Here is a 20,959-nt window from a genome sequence, read left to right as displayed (position 1 = left end):
CCGGACTCGATGAGCGCGCGACTGCCGACAGCGACGTAACCCCATTCGAAGAGCGCGTCGCAGCCGAGCGCGCAGCGGCGGGATCGCTCACAAGGCAGCTCGCTGCAGCGTCACCCACTCCTCGTCGATGGTGAATCCGAGCCGCTTATTCGCGGCGATGATCGCCGGGTTGTCGGCCGATCCACCGGTGCGGATAGCCCGGACTCCGCGGTGGAGCAGCGCCAGAACGGCCGACGCCTTGAGTCCGGTGCCAACGCCTTTGCCTCGCCAGGCGCGAGCCACAACGGTGAAGTCGATCTCGACGCGGTCGCCATCGATGTCAACGAAGGTCACGGCGGCCAGGGTCCGGTCGGGGGTGTGGAACCCCCACGCCGCCCGCGTCGCTGAGGGTGTGGCGCGGCTGCGTTCGAGCACTTCGTGCTGGGTGGCGATGCTTCCCGGGTAGTCGCCGGTGGTTGCGACATCGAGTTCGAGGACCGCGTCAACATCCTCTTGGCCGAGTTCGCGCACTGAGCCGAGCGCGTCGGCACGGGCAGCGAGGCCGCTCAGCTCCTCCGGGTCAGCTCGGCCGAGATCGAGCGCAGCTCCCCAGGACCGAGCGATGGCGACCCAGCCGTCAGCCTCCAGGTGGGCACGCTGCGGGTCGTCCGCGCGCATGACTCTCACGTCAACGCTCATGCCTCAAGACTGACATCCAGAGGGCAGCACCTCGTACGCAACGGCAACCCGCCGTGTGCGCTCGGTGGTTGAAGCGAAGCTCGGATGCTGCGGTTGGGCGGCTAGCTGGCTGCGGCCGACACGAGCCGCGCGTAGGTGCTCTGGAAAGTGCGGTAGAACGAGGGGTTGCCGCCTTGGAACGCGCCTAGCCGACCGTTGTCGACGGTTTGGCAGCCAGAGTCGTTCCACCACAAGTCGACGTCGTCTGTGTTCCCGATCTCGAAGGCGATCACCGTGATCTGATCCAACTGGGCTGGGCAACTGGTCGTGCCCGTCGGTTTCGACAGATCGATCTCGTTGACGACGGAGGCCAGCTCCCGAGAGGCCGCCGCTCCCAGACGTGTCTGGGAGGAGAGCTCGCGGTCCGTGTAGGAACAGGCGAGGGCGGCAGGCGGCTTACCGGACGCAGGCAGTAGGGTCGCGGATCCCGCCGAGCGATCGGGCACGTCGCGCGCGGCACCGAGGGTGGCCGGGCACGAGGACGTCGCGGCGATCGAGATCGTCGGCGTCGACGGCGTGAACCACGTACCGGGCGCGGCCGAGCAGCCGGCGAGTGCGACAGCGACCACCGCCGCCTCGATTCCGAGGACGGCCACCACACCCGGCGACCCCATGCTCAGACAATATCGACGTACTCACCTCGAGCGCCCATATGCGCGTCCGTCGCTCAGCACCCAGCCCACTGCCCGCTGAGCGATTGATCAGCGTGCGGCCGGCACGTAGAGCGGTTCGCCGTTGAAGAGCTCGTTTCGGGCAGCCCTCCGCCGGCACCGACCCCGGGTTCGTAAGCTCGGGGCATGAGCGAGCCGATCACCGCGCCGTATGGCGAGTGGGAGTCCCCGATCACCGCGGCCGACGTGGCCACTGCCGGCAGCGGCGCGACCTCGCCCCATTTCGTCGGCGATGAGGTCTGGTGGCTCGAGTCCGTTCCGGCAGAGTCCGGCCGGTACGCGGTGCGACGGCGGCGCGCGGACGGTCTGGTCGAAGACCTGCTGCCCGCGCCGTGGAATGCGCGCAGCCGCGTTCACGAGTACGGCGGGGGCGCCTGGGCGCCGGCCGGCCGCGATGTCGTGTTCGTCGAGTTCCGCGATCAGCGGCTCTACCGGCTGACCCCGCGCGAGGAGCCGGTTCCGCTCACCCCGTCCGAGGGCGGCTTCCGCTTCGGCGGCATCTCGATCCACGGCGACGCGGTGCTCGCGATCCGCGAGACCCACACGGGTGACGGGCCGAGCGATCTCACGCGCGATATCGTCCTCGTTCCGCTCGACGGGGCGGCGGTGGCGGATGCCTCGCGCATCACTTCTGTCGTCGCGGGGTCGTGGTTCCTCGCCCACCCCGCCTTCTCCCCCGACGGCACACGGCTCGCGTGGGTGGCCTGGGACCACCCGAACATGCCGTGGGACGGAACCGAACTTCGTGTCGGCGAGATCGGTGCAGACGGCCGGGTGTCGTCGTGGCGGGCAGTGCTCGGCGGGGCGACCGAGTCGGTGCTGCAGCCCGAGTGGCACTCCCCCGACGAGCTCTACGCGATCAGCGACCGCAGCGGCTGGTGGAACCTCTATCGCGTGCCGCTTGACGGCGAGCCCGAGAACCTCGCGCCGATCGCCGAAGAGATCGGCGGCCCGATGTGGACGCTCGACGCAGCCTGGTACCTGCCTCTGCCGAACGGGCGCATCGTCGCGACGGCGACCCTCGGCACCGATCGCCTGATCTCGATCGACCCGCAGACAGGCGGTCTCACCCCGATCGAGACGCCCCTCACCACTGTCCACGCGGTGGCCGAGCGCGACGGCGACCTGCTGCTCGTCGGCGGCAGCGCCGCCCTCGCCGGGGGCATCCGCATTCTGCACGCCGACGGCGTGCTCGAAGACGTACGCCTCGATGGCGGCGAGCTGCCCGACGCGGCCTACCTGCCGGCCGGCGAGCTGATGACCTTTCAGGGCGCGCGGCGCGAAGTGCATGCCGTGGTGTACCGCCCGCGGAATCCGGGGTTCCGCGCGCCGGCGGGCGAGCTGCCGCCGTTCATCGCACTTGTGCACGGCGGCCCGACCAGCCGCAGCGTGCCCGCTCTTCAGCCCTCGATCGCCTACTGGACGAGCCGCGGCATCGGCATCGTGGCCGTGAACTATGGCGGCTCGACGGGGTACGGGCGCGAGTACCGCGAGCGCCTGCGCGGGCAATGGGGCGTCGTCGACGTGGAGGACACGATCGCCGCCGTGCGCGGCCTCGCCGAGGCCGGGGTCGCCGACGGCGCGCGGCTGCTCATCAGGGGCGGATCGGCCGGCGGCTGGACGGTGCTGTCGGCGCTGACGCAGTCCGACGCATTCGCCGCCGGAGCGTCCTACTTCGGCGTCGCCGAGCTCACCGAGTTCGCGAAAGAGACGCACGACTTCGAGTCGCGGTACCTCGACGGGCTCATCGGGCCGCTGCCCGAGGCATCCGACCTCTACCTCTCGCGCGCGCCCATCAGCAACGTCGACAAGCTCGCGACGCCCGTGCTGCTGCTGCAGGGGCTGGATGACCCGATCGTGCCGCCCTCGCAGGCCGAGCGGTTCATCGAGGCGCTGGCGTCGAAGGGCATCCCGTATGCGGCCCGCTTCTACGAGGGCGAGTCGCACGGATTCCGCAAGGCCGAGACGCTGATCGACGCGAACGAGGCCGAGCTCTCGTTCTACGGCCAGGTGCTCGGGTTCACTCCCCCGGGCGTTCCCCCGATCGAGCTGCGCTGACGGCGCCGGGGTCGGCAGTCCCGGACCCGATGGCCGGGCCGGGCGCCGCCCACACCGGCCCCGTGCATGTCAAGGCGTCGATCCGGTCGATGAGCGCGACCTATGGTCGGTGGCTATGACGACGACGGAGACGTCCATGACCACGGCGGACTGCCCGATCTGCGGAGCCGCGCTGCGTCACGCCGGAACGGCATTGCGCTGCGACGACTGCGAGGTCGATTACGTGGACAACACGGATGAGTGACTGCGGGCGGGCCCGCCCATGGACGGGCTACGCCACCCGGAAGCCCGCGCCTTCGAGGGCGCGGACGATCCGGCCGCGCCGGAACGACGACACGAAGGCGATCGCCTCGCCTGCGCCGTACTCCCAGTGGATGCGCACGCCGAGCGGGACCCGCGTGATGAGCATGATGTCGCCGCGCTCGATGAACTCGGTCGTGGTGAGGGCCCGCACGAGGAGCCCGTTCTCGTAGACCTCGAAGCGCCGCGGGGCGGGGAATCCCGCGCTCACCGGAAACCCGGCGAGATTGACGCCCACGCTCCACGGCCTGATGCGCGCGAGCAGCGCGCCGCGGTCGGCGTCTTCGGACTCGTCCATGTCACCACGCTAGTGAGTGGCGGGGCGCCGCCCAGCGAGCGCCTGAGAGAATGGGCGTATGACTGAGCACACGACGGCCGCGCATCGCACGCGCCCGCAGGTCCGCCCCAAGGCCGAGGGCTGGACCCAGGCGACGGATGCCGGCGGCCGGCCGCTGCTGCAGTTTCGCCAGCCCCGCCGCGCGCAGCCCGAGACGCACCTCGCCGATCTGACGCTCGAGGAGCGAAAGGCGAAGCTCATCGAGCTGGGATTCCCCGCGTTCCGCGCCACCCAGCTCAGCACGCACTACTTCGAGCACTACACGGTCGACCCCGACGAGATGACCGATCTTCCGGCATCCTCTCGTCACGAGATCGTCGAGAAGATGCTGCCGCCCCTGCTCACCGAGGTGCGCCGCCTGCGCACCGACAAGGGCGAGACGATCAAGTTCCTGTGGCGCCTCTTCGACGGCGCGCTCGTCGAGTCGGTGCTGATGCGCTACCCCGGCCGCGTCACACTGTGCGTCTCGAGCCAGGCCGGCTGCGGAATGAACTGCCCCTTCTGCGCGACGGGCCAGGCGGGGCTCACCCGCAACCTCTCGACGGCTGAGATCGTCGACCAGGTCGTCGCCGCGAACCGCGCCATCGCGAACGGCGAGCTCGGCGGACTGCGCAAAGACGGCGGCTTCGACTCGCCGCGCGTCACCAACATCGTCTTCATGGGCATGGGCGAGCCGCTCGCCAACTACAAGCGGCTCATGAACGCCGTGCGCCGCATGGTGGCGCCCGCGCCCGAGGGGCTCGGCATGAGCGCGCGTCACATCACGGTGTCGACGGTCGGCCTCGTGCCCGCAATCCGCAAGCTCGCCGACGAGGACCTTCCGCTGACCTTCGCCCTCTCGCTGCACGCCCCCGACGATGTGCTGCGCGACGAGCTGATCCCCGTGAACGACCGCTGGAAGGTCGACGAGGCGCTGGACGCCGCGCGGTACTACTTCGAGAAGACCGGCCGCCGGGTCTCGATCGAGTACGCGCTCATCAAGGACATGAACGACCACGCGTGGCGCGCCGACCTGCTCGCCGAGAAGCTCAACGCGCGCGGTCGGGGCTGGGTCCACGTGAACCCGATTCCCCTGAACCCGACGCCGGGGTCCATCTGGACGTCGTCGGAGCCCGAGGTGATGAGTGAGTTCATCCGGCGGCTCGAGGTCGCGGGGATTCCCACGACCCTCCGCGACACCCGCGGCAAGGAGATCGACGGTGCCTGCGGGCAGCTCGCCGCCGCGGAATAGGGTCTCCATTCGGCTTCGCCGAGTCGACCGGCGTTGGGCTTCGCCGAGTCGACCGGCGTTGGGCTTCGCCGAGTCGATCAGCGCGGCGCGCGCGACCGCTCAGGCCCGCTCCGCCGCCATCAGGATGATGTAAGCCGCATCGCGCAAGTCGTGGGCGACGCCGTTGGATGCCTGCGAGTGCACGAGCACGGTGCCGAAGCCGAGCCGCGTCGCCCCCTCGATGTCGGCCTCGAGGTTGTCGCCCACCATCCACACCGGTGCTGTCGGCTCGGGCTCGCCCAGCGCCCGCAGGGCGATGCGGAAGATCTCGGGGTGCCCTTTCTCGTAGCCCACCTCGGCGCTCGAGATGATGGCATCGAAGTACGACGCGATGCCGAGCCCGGCCACGATCCGGCGCAGCTCGGGCACGGCGTTGCTGACGATCGCCAGCCGCCAGCCCTCCTCCTGCAGCGCCTCCAATGCGTCGGTGGTCTCGGGGAACAGCTCCCACTCGGCCGGGTCTGAGAAGCGCGGGCGCACGGCAGCCACCGCCTGCTCGGCGATCTCGGCATCGACGCCGGCGTAGACGCACGACATCAGCAGCACGGGCTCGAGCCGGCCCCACCACGCGTCGGGGTCGCCGTTCAGCTCGGGGTGGGGCTCATCGGGGTGGTGCCAGGGGAAGCCGCCCTCGAGCCCGGCCCACAGGTCGGACGCGGTGACGGGCGTCTGCGGGTCGTGCGCCCGCACGACGTCGAGCAGGATGCGGCCGAAGCTGATCCAGGGTCGCCTCGCGAGCGTGCCGTCGAAGTCGAACAGGACGATCCCCGCCATGGGGCGACTGTAGCGCCGACTCGGTCGGCGCGCGCGTCACGGGTTCTCGTGTCGGGCGCGGCGGCGCTCGAGCGACTCGCGCCGCCGGCGTGCGATGACGGCCGCGTCGGGGTCGCGTTCGGCGCCGGCGGCGTCGGCGGCCGCTCGCGCCGCCGCCGTGCGCGCGGCGTTCGCTGCGGCGAGCCGCGCGAGGAGCTCGCTGCGGCCCTGGGCCTCACGGGTCGTCGGCGCCGACCTGCGCGCAGCGCGCGCCGCGTTGAGGAACGTCGTGCGCGGGGCATCCGCATCGATCTCGGGATGCCGGGCCGCGAGCGCCCGCCACGCGTCGAGCACCTCGTCGGGCACCCAGCTCGCCCCGGCCGGCCAGAGCTCGCGCCCGACGCGTCGCCCCTCGGCCTCGGGGTCGATCTGCCCGCCCGCCATGGTTCAGCCGACGCGTTCGCCGGTCGGGTCGGGTGCCTGGACATCGGCGAGCTCTGCACCGCCGACGGGCGTGTTCGCCCAGCTGATCAGACGCCAGCCGCGCTCGACCGAGCCGTCGAGCACCGCGACACCGGTGTTGTCGATCGGATTGCGCAGGGTGAACTCGCCGCTCACGTTCAGCGCGCGGGCCCCGACCCACGCGCGGATCGCCGCGCCATGGCTGAACACCGCCGCGGTGTCGTCGTGCGCGCGGGCGATCTCGGCGACCGCCGCATCGAAGCGGCCGAAGAAGTCGTGACCGTCGAACGCCCCCGGCATGCGCGCGTCGAGCTCGCCGGTGCCCCACTTGATGATCGTGTCGAGGTAGGCCTTCACCGACGCCTCGTCGCTCTTCGCCTCGAGCTCGCCGGCCTCGATCTCATGCAGCCCGTCGTGGACCACCACGTCGAGCCCGCGCGCCGCCGAGAGCGGTGCCGCGGTGAGCTGCGTGCGCACGAGCCGCGACGCGTAGATGCCCTGCAGGTTCTCATCGCGCAGAGCGTCGGGAACCGCTCTGGCCTGCTGCTGCCCCAGCTCGGTCAGGCCCGGGCCGGGGGCGGCGGTGTCGAGCTCGCCGAGAACGTTGGCGGGGGTCTGACCATGACGGATGAGGAGCAGGCGCACCCTCTCGACGCTAGCCGACGAAGATGCAGAACGGATGCCCCGCCGGGTCGGCGAAGACGAAGAGCGGCTCGTCGGGGTCGTCGAAGCGGTCGCGCAGCAGCGTCGCGCCGAGCTCGAGCGCCCGCGCCTTCTGCCGCTGCAGCTCGGCCGCAGAGCCGACCGCGAAGTCGAGGTGCAGCTGCTGCGGCACAGGGCCCTCTGGCCAGGTGGGCGGGTCGAGCTTCTCGACCTGCTGGAAGGAGAGCCGGAACGCGCCGCCCGGCTCGCGCAGCCGCAGCCAGTCGGCGTCGTCGGGCCCGCTGTCTGCGGGCGGCTCGTCGCCCGGGAAGTAGGAGTAGCCGAGCAGCTCGCGGTAGAACTCGGCCAGCCGGCGCGCGTCGGTGGTGTCGAGCACGGTCGCCACGATCTTCGGGAAGACGGTCTGCGGATCTGCGATGTCCATGCGGAAAGTGAAGCAGCGGCCACCGACATCCGCACCGCGCTTGCGCACCTAGTGTGGAGGGATGACCGCACCCCGCCGCCTGTGGAGCGGCGCTGCGGTGCAGCTCGGCAGCCTCGTGAGCGTCAACTTCGGCTCCGCCGTCGCCGGCCTGCTCATTCCCACCGTCGGCGTGGTGCCGGTCGTGGCCGCGCGCCAGCTCGTCACGGTCGCGACCCTCGCGCCGTTCTGGCGCCCGCGCCGCGCGGAGCTCGGCTGGCGGCGGCTGTGGCCCGCCGTCGTGCTCGGCCTCGCCCTGCTCGGCATGAACCTCACGTTCTACGTGGCGGTGCACCTTCTCGGCCTCGGCGTCGCGGCGGTGATCGAGTACCTGGGTCCGTTCGCCCTCGCCGTGATCGGCTCGCGTCGGCTGATCGACGGGCTGTGCGCCGTCGCCGCCGCGGGCGGCGTGGTGCTGCTGTCTGAGGCATCCGGCGAGCTGAATGCGCTGGGCCTCGTGTGCGCGCTGCTCGCCGCCGCGTTCTGGGCGGCGTACATCCTGTTCTCGCGCCGCGTCGCCCTCGGCCTGCCGGGGCTCGAGGGCATCACGGTCGCGAGCATCGTGACGACCGTCGTCTCGGTGCCGGTCGCGCTCGCGACCATCGCCTGGCAGAGCGTGACGGTGAGCGACTGGCTGCGCCTGCTCGCGCTCGGGGTGCTGTCGAGCGCGGTGCCGTACAGCCTCGACACCTTTGTGCTGCGCCGCCTGACGCCGCGTGTCTACGGCGTCGTGACCGCGTTCGGCCCGGCGGTCGCCGCGGTGTTCGGCTGGCTCGTGCTGAGCGAGAGCTTCACCCTCGCCATGATCGCCGGCATCGCCCTCGTGATCGCCAGTTCGGCCGTCGCGATCTTGAGCCATCGCGAACCGGATTCACAGGCGGGCGCCGTCGCAGCAGAGGCGGGACCCGCGTAGCCTGCCGCCGTGCTGTTCCGCGACCGCAATGAGGCGGGCGAGCTGCTCGCCGACGTGCTGCTGAATCTGAGGGGGTCCCGACCTCTGGTGCTCGGTGTTCCCGCCGGCGGCGTGCTGATCGCGCGCGTCGTGGCCGAGCGGCTGGGCGCACCTCTTGGGGCGGTGATGCCCGAGGGATGCGTCGTCGACGGCGATGTCGCCGGAAGGACCGTCATCGTTGTGGACGAGGGCATCGACACGGGAGCGACGATGCGCGCCGCCCTCGAGACGGTCGGGGCGGCAGGCGCGGCCCGCGTCGTCGCCGCGGTTCCGGTCGCGCCGCAGGGGCACAGCCTGGGCCGGCTCGCAGCGGATCTCTACGCGATAGCGCGGCCCGCACCTCTCGCGAGCATCCGGCGCTGGTACCGCGAGCTGCCGGAGGTGCCGGAAGACGAGGTGCGGGCCGCGCTCGGCCGCGGATCGCGGCGTGACGGTCAGGACTGGGCGTACGCCGGGGCGACCTCGTTGTGAGCGTGGCCGACGGTGTAGACGCGCATGTCGTTCGTCGTGCCGGGCAGTCCGGGAGGGGACCCGGAGATGACGACGACCTTCTCGCCGTAGGTCGCGAGACCCTCGCCGAGCAGCACGTCGTCGACCTGGCGGAAGTACTCGTCGGTGTAGGTCACGGGCTGGACGAGCGACGACTGGATGCCCCACACGAGCGCCATGCGACGGCGGGTCGCCTCGTCGGTCGCGAACGCCCGCATCGGGATGGCGTGACGCAGGCGCGACATGCGGCGTGCGGTGTCGCCCGACTCGGTGAAGATGCAGACGAACTTCGCGCCGACGAACTCGGCGACATCGGCAGCGGCGAGGGTGATCGCGCCGCCCTGGGTGCGCGGCGTCGTGCCGAGCGGGGGAACCCGCTCGAGGCCGTGCTCTTCGGTCGACTCGATGATGCGCGCCATGGTCTGCACGGTGATGGTCGGGAACTCACCGACACTGGTCTCACCCGAGAGCATGACGGCGTCTGCACCGTCGAGGATCGCGTTCGCGCAGTCGGATGCCTCGGCGCGCGTCGGGCGCGGGCTCGAGATCATCGACTCGAGCACCTGGGTCGCGACGATGACCGGCTTGGCCATGCGGCGCGCGAGCTCGACGGCGCGCTTCTGCACGATCGGCACCTGCTCGAGCGGCAGCTCGACGCCGAGGTCGCCGCGGGCGACCATGATCGCGTCGAACGCGTCGATGATCTCTTCGAGGGCGTCGACGGCCTGCGGCTTCTCGATCTTGGCGATGACGGGGACCTTGCGACCCTCTTCCGCCATGATCTCGTGCACGCGGTCGATGTCCTTGGCGTTGCGCACGAACGACAGGGCGATGTAGTCGGCGCCGAGGCGAAGACCCCAGCGCAGGTCGGCCTCGTCCTTCTCGCTGAGCGCCGGCACGTTCACGGCGACTCCGGGCAGGTTGATGCCCTTGTTGTTGGAAACCGCGCCGGGCACGGTGACCTCGGTCGTGACGCGTGGGCCGTCGACCGACACGACGCGCAGGCCGACCTTGCCGTCGTCGATCAGCAGCGGGTCGCCGGGCTTCACGTCGTCGGGAAGCCCCTTGAACGTGGTTCCCGAGATCTGCTGGTTGCCGACGATCTCTTCCGTGGTGATCGTGAAGGTGTCGCCCTCGCGGAGCTCGTAGGGGCCGGCCTCGAACTTGCCGAGGCGGATCTTCGGGCCCTGCAGGTCGACCATGACGGCGACGGGCTTGCCGAGGTCGTCTGCGGCCTTGCGCACGTTCGCGTAGACGCCCTCATGGACGTCGTAGCTGCCGTGGCTGAGGTTCATTCGAGCGACGTCGACACCCGCCTCGATGATGGCGCGGATGGCTTCGTAGCTCGACGTTGCAGGGCCGAGAGTGGCGACGATCTTGGCACGTCTCATGTGATGTTCCGTGTTCAGCTTTCTGGTTTCGTAGCGATGCGCCGGCCGACGGGCCGCGAGCGCTGTTAAAGGCTAATGCCTCGCTCGGTCGCCTTGATAGGCGACGGCAGCGCGGTGTCGCCCTCGAGGTAGCGGTCGACGGCCGCCGCCGCCGCGCGCCCCTCGGCGATCGCCCACACGATGAGCGACTGGCCGCGACCCGCGTCGCCTGCGACGAAGACGCCGGGCTCGGCCGTGGCGTAGTCCTCGTCGCGCGCCGCGTTGCCGCGGCCGTCGAAGCGCAGGCCCAGCTGCTCGGAGAGGAACTGCTGCTCGGGCCCGGTGAAGCCGAGCGCGAGCAGGACCAGGTCGGCCGGGATCTCGCGCTCGGTGCCCGACTTCGGCACGCGGCGGCCGTCGACGAACTCGGTCTCGGCGACGCGCAGCGCACGCACCTCGCCCGCCTCGTTGCGCAGGAACTCGACGGTCGAGGCGAGGAACTCGCGCTTGCCGCCCTCTTCGTGGGCGCTCGACACCTCGAACAGCCGCGGGTCGGTCGGCCAGGGCTCGTGCTCGGCACGCTCGAGCGGCGGGCGGGCGCCGATGGCGAGGTTGGTGACCGAGGCCGCACCCTGGCGGTGCGCCGTGCCGATGCAGTCCGCACCGGTGTCGCCGCCGCCGATGACGACGACGTGCTTGCCCTCTGCGGTGATCTGGTTGGCGACGCTGTCGCCCGCGCCCACGCGGTTCTGCTGGGTGAGGTACTCCATCGCGAAGTGCACGCCGGGCAGGTCGCGGCCGGGGATCGGCAGGTCACGCGGCACCATGGCGCCCGTGGCGACGACCACGGCGTCATAGCGCGCGCGCAGGTCGTTCCAGGTGATGTCGGTGCCGATGTCGATGCCCGCGCGGAAACGCGTGCCCTCGGCCGTCATCTGAGCGAGGCGCTGGTCGAGGCGCTTCTTCTCCATCTTGAAGTCGGGGATGCCGTAGCGCAGCAGGCCGCCGATGCGGTCGTCGCGCTCGTAGACCGCGACGGTGTGCCCGGCGCGGGTGAGCTGCTGAGCGGCGGCGAGACCCGCGGGGCCCGAGCCGACGACGGCGACCGTCTTGCCGGTGAGGCGCTGCGGGGGGTGCGGCTCGACCCACCCCTCGTTCCAGGCCTCGTCGATGATCGAGACCTCGACCTGCTTGATGGTCACCGGCGGCTGGTTGATGCCGAGCACGCACGACGACTCGCACGGCGCGGGGCACAGCGTGCCGGTGAACTCGGGGAAGTTGTTGGTCGCGTGCAGGCGCTCGATGGCCTGACGGCCCTCACCGCGCCACGTCAGGTCGTTCCACTCGGGGATGAGGTTGCCGAGCGGGCAGCCGCGGTGGCAGAACGGGATGCCGCAGTCCATGCAGCGCCCGGCCTGCCGACGCAGCTGCGTCGGGTCGCCCTGCTCGTAGACCTCTTTCCAGTCCATGAGCCTCACCGAGACCGGCCGCCGCTTCGGCAGCTCGCGCTCGGTGGTCTTCAGAAAGCCCTTCGGGTCAGCCATTGGTGGCCTCCAAAATCCGCGACCAGACGACGTCTCCGTCGGGGTCGAGTCCCTCGCTGACCGCCTGCTGCCGCGTCTCGAGGACAGCGGCGTAGTCACGGGGCAGCACCTTCACGAACTTGGCGGCGGACGCTTCGAAGTCCGCCAGCAGCGCGGCGGCGAGCGGCGAACCGGTCTCTGCCACGTGCTTCTCGAGCAGATCGCGCAGGATCTCGGCGTCGACGCTCTCGAGCGGGAGCAGCTGCAGCTCGCCGGAGGCGAGGGACTGCGGGTTCACGCGCCCCTCGTGCAGCTGGTAGACGTAGGCGGTTCCGCCGGACATGCCTGCCCCGAGGTTGCGCCCCGTCTCACCGAGGATCACGGCGAGACCGCCGGTCATGTACTCGAGCGCGTGGTCGCCCACGCCCTCGACGACGGCCGTCGCGCCCGAGTTGCGCACGAGGAACCGCTCGCCCACGATGCCGCGGATGAACATGGTGCCCTGTGTCGCGCCGTAGCCGATGACGTTGCCGGCGATGACGTTCTCTTCCGCCGCGAAGCCCGCTGCGGCATCCGGTCGCAGCACGATTTGGCCGCCCGACAGCCCCTTGCCGACGTAGTCGTTCGAGTCGCCGACCAGCCGCAGCGTGATGCCCGCGGGCAGGAAGGCGCCGAACGACTGGCCGGCCGAGCCCGTCAGTGTGACGTCGATCGTGCCGGAGGGCAGGCCGTTCTCTCCGTGGCGCAGGGTCACCTCGTGGCCGAGCATGGTGCCCACGGCGCGCTCGGTGTTGCGGATCGGCAGCTCGAGCTCGACGGGGGTGCCGTTGTTCACGGCATCCGCCGCGGCCTCGATGAGCTTCACGTCGAAGTGCTTGTCGAGCTCGTGGTTCTGCTGCCGGGCGTTCTTGCGCGGCGCGTCGTCGGCGAACTCGGGGCCGTGCAGGATCGGCGACAGGTCGAGCCCCGAGGCCTTCCAGTGCTCGATGGCGCGCTGGGTGTCGAGCATCTCGGCGTGGCCGATCGCCTCGTCGAGCGAGCGGAAGCCCAGCTCGGCGAGATACTCGCGCACCTCCTGCGCGATGAACTCGAAGAAGTTCACCACGAACTCGGGCTTGCCCGTGAAGCGCTCGCGCAGCACGGGGTTCTGCGTCGCGACGCCCACGGGGCAGGTGTCGAGGTGGCAGACGCGCATCATGACGCAGCCCTCGACGACGAGCGGGGCCGTCGCGAAGCCGAACTCCTCGGCGCCGAGCAGCGCGCCGATGACGACGTCGCGGCCCGTCTTGAGCTGGCCGTCGACCTGCACCACCACCCGGTCGCGCATGCCGTTGAGCATGAGCGTCTGCTGGGTCTCGGCCAGGCCGAGCTCCCACGGCGTGCCCGCGTGCTTGAGCGAGTTGAGGGGGCTCGCGCCCGTGCCGCCGTCGTGACCGGAGACGAGGATGACGTCGGAGAGGGCTTTCGCCACCCCGGCGGCCACCGCGCCGATTCCGTTCTCTGACACGAGCTTCGTGTGGATGCGGGCCTTCGGGTTCGCGCGCTTGAGGTCGAAGATCAGCTGCTTGAGGTCCTCGATCGAATAGATGTCGTGGTGCGGCGGCGGCGAGATCAGGCCGACGCCGGCCGTCGCGTGCCGCGTGCGGGCGACCCACGGGTACACCTTCTGCGCCATCAGCTGGCCGCCTTCGCCGGGCTTGGCGCCCTGCGCGAGCTTGATCTGGATGTCGTCGGCGTGCGTCAGGTACATGCTCGTGACGCCGAAGCGGCCCGAGGCGACCTGCTTGATCGCGCTGCGGCGCTCGGGGTCGAGCAGCCGCTCGTTGTCTTCGCCGCCCTCGCCCGTGTTCGACTTCGCGCCGAGGCGGTTCATGGCGATCGCGAGCGTCTCGTGCGCCTCGCGCGAGATCGAGCCGTAGCTCATCGCGCCCGTCGAGAAGCGCTTCACGATCGACTCGACCGGCTCGACCTCGTCGATCGGGACGGCCGGGCGCGCGCCCTTCTTGAACGTGAACATGCCGCGCAGGGTCATGAGCTGCTCGGCCTGGTCGTCGACGAGCTTCGTGTAATCGCGGAACACGTCGTAGCGGCGGGTGCGGGTCGAGTGCTGCAGGCGAAAGACCGTCTCGGGGTTGAACAGGTGCGGGCTGCCGTCGCGGCGCCACTGGTACTCGCCACCCGTCGCCAGGCGCTCGTGCGCGCGCACGGCGCCCTCTTCCGGGTACGCCTGCTGATGCCTGCTCAGGTTCTCTGCCGCGATCACGTCGATGCCGACGCCGCCGAGCTTGCTCACGGTTCCCGTGAAGTAGGTGTCGACGAACTCCTGCGAGAGGCCGACGGCCTCGAACGCCTGGGCGCCCGCGTACGACCCGACGGTCGAGATGCCCATCTTCGACATGATCTTCAGCACGCCCTTGCCGAGCGCCTTGATCAGGTTGTAGACGGCCTTCTCGACCGTGATCCCCGTGATCATGCCCGCGTTGACGAGCTCTTCGACCGTCTCCATGGCGAGATACGGATTCACCGCGGAGGCCCCGTAGCCGACGAGCAGCGCCACGTGGTGCACCTCGCGCACGTCGCCCGCCTCCACGACGATGCCGACGCGCATGCGGTTCTCGGTGCGGATCAGGTGGTGGTGCACGGCCGAGACCATGAGCAGCGACGGAATGGGCGCGAGGTCCTTGTTGGAGTCGCGGTCGGACAGGACGATGAACGCCGCCCCGTCTTCGATGGCCTGGTCGACCTCGTCGCACATCGCGGCGAGCCGCTCCTCGAGCGCCTTCTCGCCGGCATCCGGCCGATACAGGCCCTTGATCGTCGTCGTGAGGCGCGAGCCGGGGCGCGGGTCGATGTGCTGGATCTTCGCGAGCTCGTCGTTGTTGATCACCGGGAAGTCGAGGACGACCTGGCGGGCGTGCTGCGGGGTCGCGGTGAGCAGGTTGCGCTCGGGGCCGAGCCCCAGGCGCATCGAGGTGACGACCTCTTCGCGGATGGAGTCGAGCGGCGGGTTGGTCACCTGCGCGAACTGCTGCGTGAAGTAGTCGAAGAGCAGGCGCGGCCGCTTCGAGAGCACGGCGACGGGGGTGTCGCTGCCCATGGCGCCGAGCGGCTCTGCGCCGTTCTTCGCCATCGGCGTGAGCAGGATGCGCACCTCTTCCTCGGTGTAGCCGAAGGTGCGCTGGCGCCGGCGGACGGACGCGGGCGTGTGCACGATGTGCTCGCGCTCGGGCAGGTCGGCGAGGTTGATCGAGTTCTTCAGCCACTCGCCGTACGGCTGCTCAGCCGCGAGCGACGCCTTGATCTCGTCGTCTTCGATGATGCGGCCGGCCTCGGTGTCGACGAGGAACATGCGGCCGGGCCGCAGGCGGCCCTTGCGCACGACCTTCTCGGGCGCGATGTCGAGCACGCCGGTCTCGCTGCCGAGCACGATGAGGCCGTCGTCGGTGACGAGGTACCGCGCCGGGCGCAGCCCGTTGCGGTCGAGGGTGCCGCCGACGAGGGAGCCGTCGGTGAAGACGAGCGCGGCCGGGCCGTCCCACGGCTCCATGAGCGCCGAGTGGTACTCGTAGAACGCCTTGCGCGCCGGGTCGATCTCTGTCGCGTTCTCCCACGCCTCGGGAACCATCATCATGACAGCGTGCGGCAGCGAGCGGCCGGCGAGGTTCAGCAGCTCGAGCACCTCGTCGAAGCTCGCCGAGTCGCTCGCACCGTCGGTGACGATCGGGAACAGCGGGCGCAGGTCGCCGAGCAGCTCGGACTCGAGCTGCGACTGGCGCGCGCGCATCCAGTTGCGGTTGCCCTGCACCGTGTTGATCTCGCCGTTGTGCGCGAGCATGCGGAACGGCTGCGCGAGCGGCCACGACGGGAAGGTGTTGGTCGAATACCGCGAATGCACGAGGGCGAGCTTCGAGGCGAAGCGCTCGTCGGACAGGTCGGGGTAGAACGGCTCGAGCTGGAGCGTCGTGACCATGCCCTTGTAGACGAGCGTGCGCGCGGAGAGCGACGCGAAGTAGGTGCCGAGCTCGCGCTCCGCCCGCTTGCGCAGACGGAAGGACAGGCGGTCGACCTGGATGCCCGTGCGCACGCTGCCGTCGTCTGCCGGGTGCGTGGCCGTCAGGTAGAGCTGCTCGATGGCCGGCATGGCGCCGCGCGCGAGCGTTCCGATCTCGTCGGGGCGGGTGGGCACCTCGCGCCAGCCGAGCACCGTGAGCTGCTCCTGCGCGGCGATCTTCTCGACGGCGGCCTTTGCGGCGGCGCGCTCGTCGGCGTCGAGCGGCAGGAAGGCGTTGCCGACCGCGTAGCGGCCGACCTCGGGCAGCTCGAACGGCGCGACCGCCCGCAGGAACGCGTCGGGGATCTGGGTGATGATGCCCGCGCCGTCGCCCGTGCCGGCGTCGGAGCCGACCGCGCCGCGGTGCTCGAGGTGACGCAGCGCGTTCAGCGCGTTGTCGATGATGTCGTGGCCGGCGGTGCCGCGCAGCGTCGCCACCATGGCGAGGCCGCAGGCGTCCTTCTCGGAGCTCGGGTCGTACATGCCCTGAGCTGCGGGCACGGAGCTGAAGAACCGGGAGGAAGTGTTCACCGGGGAAGACATGTGCGGCATACGCGCCATTTTCAACCGTCCTCACGTGATTTGGGGAGAGTGACTGGTGGGGACGCCATCGGCCCTACGACGAGTCGGGGGTGTTGGTGCCGTTCCCTGCTGTCGTGGGACGGAGCTGACGCGCGGTTCGGGTGTGCCTGAGGTCAGCGGAGCACGGTGCGGATGCCCGCTGGGGGTGCGTTATGAGCCGGATCGGCTTGTGGCCTCGGCGTCGCCCGTGACGATGTCTTCAGCAACAGTGTTGCCAGGCTGCTGATCAGCGCCATCGGACGATTCCGAGTCTACGTCATCGCCACCCGGGGTCCATTCGTAGCCCCGGCGGTAGACGCTGGGCTCGGCCCCGGGGTGCCGGTGGTGCTGCACGGCGATGACCACGATGCCCACGACGATCGCCGCGAACGCGGCCCACACGTTGGTCGGGATGCCGAGGAAGCTGAACTCGCTCGGGTCGATGCGGATGGACTCGAGCCAGCTGCGCCCTGCGCCGTACCAGATGAGGTACATGCCGAAGAAGATGCCCCAGCGCGGCTTGTACTTCCGCTCGATGGCGAGCAGCAGCACGATCCCGACGACGTTCCAGATGATCTCGTAGAGGAAGAGCGGGTGGAACACGGTCCCGTCGGGCAGGCCGGCGGGGTACGCCTTGTTGTCGGGCGAGATCTCGAGGCCCCACGGCATGCGGGTGGGCAGGCCGAACAGCTCGTTGTTGACGTAGTTGCCGAGACGGCCGACCGCCTGCGCGAGCAGCAGGCCGGGGACCAGCGCGTCGGCGAACGACCAGAACCGCAGCTTGTGCTTGGGGGTCACGCAGGCGAGCCACAGGCCGATCGCGCCGCCGATCAGCGAGCCGAAGATCGCGTTGCCGCCGTCCCAGATGGCGAAGACGTTCCACAGGTTGGCGCCCGAGTAGAAGTAGTCGTGCGGGTGCGTGAACACGTGGTAGAACCGGGCCCCGATGATGCCGAGCGGCACCGTCCACAGGACGACATCGAGCACGATGCCGGGCTCGCCGCCGCGCTTCGTCAGGCGCGCGTGCGTCCACCAGGCGGCGACGATGATCCCGGCGAGGATCAGCAGCGCGTACAGGTGGATCGTCAGGGGGCCGATCGTCCACGACTGCCATTGGGCTGTGGGGCTCGGGATGCTCGAGACAAGCGCTTCCAGCAAGGTGATGGTGCCTTCCGTGGGTATCGCGCCCGCTGGGGTGCGGGGCCGGGAGAAGTCTAGGGGGCGAGCTTATGTGCTAACGCGCGGTGCCCGCGGCCAGGGACGAGGCCGCGGCGCGCACACCGGCCACTCCCCCGTCGGCGAGCGACTTGACGAGCATGGCGCCGACGATCGCGCCGTCGGCATACGACAGCACCTCGCTGACCTGCTCTCCCGTCGAGATGCCGATGCCGACGCACACCGAGTCGGCCCCTGCGTCGCGCAGGCGGCCGACGAGGGCGCGTGCGGCGTCGTCGACGGATGCCCGGGCACCGGTCACCCCCATCGTCGACACGGCGTACACGAAGCCGCGCGAGGCCTCTGTCGCCTGCCTCAGGCGCTCGTTGGTCGAGGTGGGCGCGGCGAGGAACACGCGGTCGAGGCCCACCCGGTCGCTCGCCGCGATCCAGTCGGCCGCCGAGTCGGGCGTGATGTCGGGCGTGATCAGCCCGGCCCCGCCGGCCGCGGCCAGCTCGTCGGCGAAGCGCTCGACGCCGAACTGCAGCACGGGGTTCCAATACGTCATGACGAGCGCGGGCGCCGAGACCTGCGACCGGATCTGCCGGACCGCCTCGAAGAGGTGCGGGATCTTGAACCCGTTCGACAGCGACTGCTGCGCTGCGGCCTGGATCACGGTGCCGTCCATGACGGGGTCGGAATAGGGAAGACCGAGCTCGAGGATGTCGACGCCGGACTCGACGAGCGCGACCGCCGCGTCGACGGAGGTCGTCAGGTCGGGGAATCCGATCGGCAGATAGCCGACCAGCGCGCCCTTGCGCGACGTGCGCGCGTCGGCGACCGCCTGCGCGACCGGCGAGGAAGTCGTGGTGTCGCTCATGCCTGTGCGGCTCCTTCGTCCAAGACGCCGAAGTACGCGCCGGCCGTCGCCACGTCTTTGTCGCCGCGCCCCGAGAGGTTCACGAGGATGAGCGCATCGGGGCCGAGCTCGTGCCCGAGCTTGAGCGCGCCGGCGAGGGCGTGGGCCGACTCGATGGCCGGGATGATGCCCTCGGTGCGGCACAGCAGGCGGAAGGCCTGCATGGCCTCGTCGTCGGTGATGTTGCGGTACTCGGCGCGGCCGAGGTCTTTGAGCCACGCGTGCTCGGGGCCGACCCCCGGGTAGTCCAGGCCGGCCGAGATCGAGTGCGATTCGAGGGTCTGCCCGTCCTCGTCCTGCAGGACGTAGGTCTTGTTGCCGTGCAGGATGCCGGGCCGGCCCTCTTCGAGCGTCGCGCCGTGCTTGCCCGACTCGATTCCGTAGCCGCCCGGCTCGAAGCCGTAGAGCTTCACGTCGGTGTCGTCGAGGAAGGCGTGGAAGATGCCGATGGCGTTCGAGCCGCCGCCGACGCACGCTGCGACCGCATCGGGCAGCCGGCCGGTGAGCTCGAGAACCTGGGCGCGCGCCTCTTCGCCGATGATCTTGTGGAAGTCGCGGACCATCGTCGGGAACGGGTGCGGGCCGGCCACCGTGCCGAGCAGGTAGTGCGTCGTCTCGACGTTGGCCACCCAGTCGCGGAACGCCTCGTTGATGGCATCCTTCAGGGTGCGCGAACCGGTCTTCACCGGCACGACCTCTGCGCCGAGGAGGCGCATGCGCGCCACGTTGAGGGCTTGTCTCTCGGTGTCGACCTCGCCCATGTAGATCGTGCACTCCATGCCGAACAGGGCCGCAGCAGTGGCCGTGGCCACGCCGTGCTGACCGGCGCCCGTCTCGGCGATGAGGCGCGTCTTGCCCAGCATTCGCTTCACGAGCAGCGCCTGCCCGAGCACGTTGTTGATCTTGTGGCTGCCCGTGTGGTTCAGATCCTCGCGCTTGAGGATGACCCGCGCGCCGCCGGCATGCGCGGCGAAGCGCGGCACCTCGGTGATGATCGACGGGCGCCCCGAGTAGGTGCGGTGAAGCGCCGCGAGCTCTTCCGCGAAGCCCGGGTCCTGCTGGGAGGCGTGCCACGCGTCGGTCAGCTCGTCGAGTGCGGCGATGAGCGACTCGGGCATGAAGCGCCCGCCGAATGCGCCGAAATCAGGCCCGGCGGCGTCGCGGAGGGTCATGTTGCTCCCAACAGGGTTAGACGGAGAGGAACTTCTCGAGCGTGCGGATCGGGTCGCCGTCGGTGACGAGCGCCTCGCCGACCAGCACGACGTCGGCGCCGGCCTCGCGATAGCGGGCGACGTCCTTCCGCTTGAGGACAGCGGATTCCGCGACGCGGATGACGCCGGCGGGGATCCGGTCGGCCACCCGGCCGAACAGGTCCTTGTCGAGGGTGAAGTCGGCGCTGTCGAGGTCGCGCGCGTTCACGCCGACCAGCTGAGCGCCGACCTCGAGGGCACGGTCGATCTCGTCCTCTGAGTGCGTCTCGACCAGTGCGGTCATTCCGAGCTCGCGCGCGAGCTGGTGCAGCTCGGCGAGCTTCTTCTGGCTGAGCGCCGCGACGATGAGCAGCACGATGTCGGCGCCGGCGGCGCGCGCCTCGAGGATCTGGTACTCGGTGGCCATGAAGTCCTTGCGCAGCACCGGGATGCTGACGGCAGCGCGCACGGCCTCGAGGTCGGCGAGCGAGCCCTTGAACTTCCGCTGCTCGGTGAGCACGGAGATGGCGCTCGCTCCGCCCGTCTCGTAGCTCACGGCGAGCTGGGCGGGGTCCGAGATCTCAGACAGGTCGCCGCGCGACGGGCTTGCGCGCTTGACCTCGGCGATGATCTTCACCCGCTCGGCCGGTGCGAGCAGCTCGAGCGCGTCGAGCGCCGGTGTCTGCTCGAGCGCGGCCTTCTCGACCTCGGCCTTGGAGCGCCGCTCTTTGCGGGCGTTCGCGTCGGCGACGGAGCCCGCGGTGAGGTCGGCGAGGATGGACACTAGTGGCCCTTGGGCTGGTACTTCTCGCCACCCACGCCGTAGCCGGCCTTCTTCAGGACCCAGCCGACGATGAGGCCGACGACCAGCAGACCGCCCGAGGCGACGACGAGCCACGGCAGGTCGAAGTAGAAGAAGATCGTGCCGAACACGAAGGCGAGCAGCATGATGATCACCGCCGTCCACGCGGCCGGCGAGTGTCCTTCGCCGATCTCCTCGTGCTCGTGGGCGTTGGTCGTGCCGCTCATGTCTCTCCTGCTCTCGAACGTCTCGCGAA

At 70.4% G+C, this 20,959-nt stretch carries 20 protein-coding genes; 5 read left to right on the top strand and 15 right to left on the bottom strand.

Annotated features, from left to right (window positions below):
* Nucleotides 1-87 precede the first annotated feature (87 nt).
* Together ABD716_RS13985 and ABD716_RS13980 are read right to left on the bottom strand one after the other, a co-directional pair.
* Complete coding sequence (locus tag ABD716_RS13985) at nt 88-678, bottom strand: GNAT family N-acetyltransferase (protein ID WP_344777898.1); 591 nt, start codon at nt 676-678, stop codon at nt 88-90.
* Between the two features lie 101 nt (nt 679-779).
* On the bottom strand, nt 780-1,331 hold the full coding sequence (locus ABD716_RS13980) for a hypothetical protein (protein WP_344777896.1): 552 nt from the start codon (nt 1,329-1,331) through the stop codon (nt 780-782).
* A 183-nt stretch (nt 1,332-1,514) separates the two neighbouring features.
* Between ABD716_RS13980 and ABD716_RS13975 the strand changes: the two genes are divergently transcribed.
* Both ABD716_RS13975 and ABD716_RS13970 read left to right on the top strand, forming a co-directional pair.
* A complete protein-coding gene (locus ABD716_RS13975; RefSeq protein WP_344777894.1) occupies nt 1,515-3,446 on the top strand; it encodes a dipeptidyl-peptidase 5 in 1,932 nt (643 codons plus the stop codon).
* A 115-nt stretch (nt 3,447-3,561) separates the two neighbouring features.
* Nucleotides 3,562-3,690, top strand: coding sequence for a hypothetical protein (locus tag ABD716_RS13970; protein ID WP_344777892.1), 129 nt, complete (start codon nt 3,562-3,564; stop codon nt 3,688-3,690).
* Nucleotides 3,691-3,717: 27 nt separating this feature from the next.
* Here ABD716_RS13970 and ABD716_RS13965 read toward each other — a convergent pair whose 3' ends face one another.
* Complete coding sequence (locus ABD716_RS13965; protein ID WP_344777890.1) at nt 3,718-4,044, bottom strand: hypothetical protein; 327 nt, start codon at nt 4,042-4,044, stop codon at nt 3,718-3,720.
* Between the two features lie 58 nt (nt 4,045-4,102).
* Here ABD716_RS13965 and rlmN point away from each other — a divergent pair, with 58 nt between their 5' ends.
* Entirely contained in the window at nt 4,103-5,314 is a 1,212-nt protein-coding gene (gene rlmN, locus ABD716_RS13960) for a dual-specificity RNA methyltransferase RlmN (RefSeq protein WP_344777889.1), read from the top strand.
* 99 nt (nt 5,315-5,413) lie between these two features.
* Here rlmN and ABD716_RS13955 read toward each other — a convergent pair whose 3' ends face one another.
* Genes ABD716_RS13955 through ABD716_RS13940 form a run of 4 tightly spaced genes read right to left on the bottom strand, consistent with a single transcriptional unit; the run spans nt 5,414 to nt 7,655 of the window.
* Nucleotides 5,414-6,127: an HAD family hydrolase gene (locus ABD716_RS13955; protein ID WP_344777888.1), complete on the bottom strand. Its 714-nt coding sequence runs from the start codon at nt 6,125-6,127 to the stop codon at nt 5,414-5,416.
* A gap of 36 nt (nt 6,128-6,163) precedes the next feature.
* On the bottom strand, nt 6,164-6,550 hold the full coding sequence (locus ABD716_RS13950) for a hypothetical protein (protein ID WP_344777887.1): 387 nt from the start codon (nt 6,548-6,550) through the stop codon (nt 6,164-6,166).
* A 3-nt stretch (nt 6,551-6,553) separates the two neighbouring features.
* Nucleotides 6,554-7,213, bottom strand: coding sequence for a histidine phosphatase family protein (locus ABD716_RS13945; protein ID WP_344777885.1), 660 nt, complete (start codon nt 7,211-7,213; stop codon nt 6,554-6,556).
* 10 nt (nt 7,214-7,223) lie between these two features.
* Nucleotides 7,224-7,655, bottom strand: a complete 432-nt coding sequence (locus tag ABD716_RS13940; RefSeq protein ID WP_344777883.1) for a VOC family protein — start codon at nt 7,653-7,655, stop codon at nt 7,224-7,226.
* Between the two features lie 61 nt (nt 7,656-7,716).
* On the opposite strand from ABD716_RS13940, the gene ABD716_RS13935 reads away from it, so the two are divergent.
* Nucleotides 7,717-8,604, top strand: coding sequence for an EamA family transporter (locus ABD716_RS13935; RefSeq protein WP_344777881.1), 888 nt, complete (start codon nt 7,717-7,719; stop codon nt 8,602-8,604).
* Between the two features lie 9 nt (nt 8,605-8,613).
* Entirely contained in the window at nt 8,614-9,114 is a 501-nt protein-coding gene (locus ABD716_RS13930; RefSeq protein ID WP_344777879.1) for a phosphoribosyltransferase family protein, read from the top strand.
* On the opposite strand, the gene pyk is transcribed toward ABD716_RS13930, so the two are convergent.
* The 8 genes from pyk to ABD716_RS13890 form a co-directional block, all read right to left on the bottom strand.
* Nucleotides 9,078-10,523: a pyruvate kinase gene (gene pyk / locus ABD716_RS13925; protein ID WP_344777877.1), complete on the bottom strand. Its 1,446-nt coding sequence runs from the start codon at nt 10,521-10,523 to the stop codon at nt 9,078-9,080. The genes ABD716_RS13930 and pyk overlap by 37 nt on opposite strands.
* Nucleotides 10,524-10,588: 65 nt before the next feature.
* Complete coding sequence (locus ABD716_RS13920) at nt 10,589-12,046, bottom strand: glutamate synthase subunit beta (protein WP_344777875.1); 1,458 nt, start codon at nt 12,044-12,046, stop codon at nt 10,589-10,591.
* Nucleotides 12,039-16,628, bottom strand: a complete 4,590-nt coding sequence (gene gltB, locus ABD716_RS13915; RefSeq protein ID WP_425553469.1) for a glutamate synthase large subunit — start codon at nt 16,626-16,628, stop codon at nt 12,039-12,041. The genes ABD716_RS13920 and gltB overlap by 8 nt, the downstream gene beginning before the upstream one ends.
* A 180-nt stretch (nt 16,629-16,808) precedes the next feature.
* Entirely contained in the window at nt 16,809-17,792 is a 984-nt protein-coding gene (gene lgt, locus ABD716_RS13910) for a prolipoprotein diacylglyceryl transferase (protein ID WP_344778424.1), read from the bottom strand.
* A 79-nt stretch (nt 17,793-17,871) separates the two neighbouring features.
* Nucleotides 17,872-18,672: a tryptophan synthase subunit alpha gene (gene trpA / locus ABD716_RS13905; protein WP_344777871.1), complete on the bottom strand. Its 801-nt coding sequence runs from the start codon at nt 18,670-18,672 to the stop codon at nt 17,872-17,874.
* Nucleotides 18,669-19,883, bottom strand: coding sequence for a tryptophan synthase subunit beta (trpB, locus tag ABD716_RS13900; protein WP_344777869.1), 1,215 nt, complete (start codon nt 19,881-19,883; stop codon nt 18,669-18,671). The genes trpA and trpB overlap by 4 nt, the downstream gene beginning before the upstream one ends.
* Nucleotides 19,884-19,899: 16 nt before the next feature.
* Nucleotides 19,900-20,679, bottom strand: a complete 780-nt coding sequence (trpC, locus tag ABD716_RS13895) for an indole-3-glycerol phosphate synthase TrpC (protein ID WP_344778422.1) — start codon at nt 20,677-20,679, stop codon at nt 19,900-19,902.
* 5 nt (nt 20,680-20,684) lie between these two features.
* Nucleotides 20,685-20,930, bottom strand: a complete 246-nt coding sequence (locus tag ABD716_RS13890) for a DUF6704 family protein (RefSeq protein ID WP_344777867.1) — start codon at nt 20,928-20,930, stop codon at nt 20,685-20,687.
* Nucleotides 20,931-20,959: the final 29 nt, after the last annotated feature.

The organism is Gryllotalpicola kribbensis, assembly GCF_039538245.1.
Taxonomy (GTDB): domain Bacteria; phylum Actinomycetota; class Actinomycetes; order Actinomycetales; family Microbacteriaceae; genus Gryllotalpicola; species Gryllotalpicola kribbensis.
Note: the sequence above shows the minus strand (reverse complement) of the source record. Positions and strands in the feature narration are given on the sequence as shown.